Origin of the sequence: Xenorhabdus indica (assembly GCF_014467235.1) — a bacterium.
Lineage (GTDB): Bacteria > Pseudomonadota > Gammaproteobacteria > Enterobacterales > Enterobacteriaceae > Xenorhabdus > Xenorhabdus indica.
In genome coordinates, this window is sequence record NZ_NKHP01000087.1 from 1 (window position 1) to 1,087 (window position 1,087).

At 42.2% G+C, this 1,087-nt stretch carries 1 protein-coding gene; it reads left to right on the forward strand.

Annotated elements, in window-relative coordinates:
- The first annotated feature begins 49 nt into the window (after nucleotides 1-49).
- Nucleotides 50-1,081 (forward strand): IS630 family transposase, encoded by a 1,032-nt coding sequence (locus Xind_RS19575; RefSeq protein ID WP_047686372.1) that lies wholly within the window; start codon nucleotides 50-52, stop codon nucleotides 1,079-1,081.
- Nucleotides 1,082-1,087: the final 6 nt, after the last annotated feature.

A 1,087-nucleotide genomic window follows, 5' to 3' on the forward strand; every position in this document is an offset into this window, starting at 1 on the left:
TAATATTAATTCGGTGTTCAAATACGAATAATGGTTGTATTATGGAAAGATGAAAAAAGATACTCGACAACTTCCTCCAGAGATACAACAATATAATCGGCAATTGGTGATACGCATGTATCAACAAGGGATCTCGCGGAATACCATCGCTGAAACATTAGGTATCAGCTACAACAGCATTTGTATTTGGATAAGAGCCTGGGAAAACAGCGGAGATGAAGCCTTGCTTCAGGGCAAACGTGGGCGGCGCGCATTAGAACAACGTTTACTCAACCCCATTCAGGAAGAGAAACTTCAGCAAGTTTTACGCGATAAGACCCCGACACAAATGCAATTACCGTTTGCCCTTTGGGGACGTAAAGCCATTCAAGCCGTCATTTGGCAAATGTGGCGGATAGAAATTGCCGAAAGAACGCTGACTGATTATCTGAAACGTTGGGAATTTACCCCGCAAAAACCGCTTAAAAGAGCTTACGAACAAAACCCCAAAGCCATCGAAAAGTGGCATCAGGAGACCTATCCGGCTATCAAGAAAAAAGCCGCAGAGGAAGCGGCCGAAATTTGGTGGGGTGACGAAACGGGCCTCAAAAATACCTGTCAACATAGTCGTGGCTTTGCACCTAAAGGAAAAACGCCCGTTATCGATTTAAATGCAAAGCGCTTTTCAATCAATATGATATCAGCCATCAATAACCGTGGTAGCCTAAGATTCATGCTATACAAGGAGACGATGACCGCCAAAAAGTTATTACAATTTTTTCAACGGCTCATAAAAGAAGCCGGTCGTAAAGTCTATTTGATATTGGACAATTTGCGGGTACACCATGCCAAAGTCGTGAGATGTTGGTTGGAAAAATATAAAAGTCGCATTGAGGTGTTTTATTTACCGCCTTATTCCCCAGAATTAAATCCGGATGAATACCTTAATGGCGATTTGAAAAGTGCTCTTCGCCACTCATCGCCCGCAAGAAATCAGCAAGAATTAGAAAAAAAGACAAAAAGTCATCTCAGGAAGCTGCAAAGAAGAAATAAACATGTTGCTCGCTTTTTTCTGCACCCCAAAATTAATTATGCTGCATGATGGGAG

Bases quoted from the DNA above. Each gene is read 5' to 3' on its own strand.
- Xind_RS19575 (WP_047686372.1), top strand. From the start codon at position 50: ATGAAAAAAGATACTCGACAACTTCCTCCAGAGATACAACAATATAAT.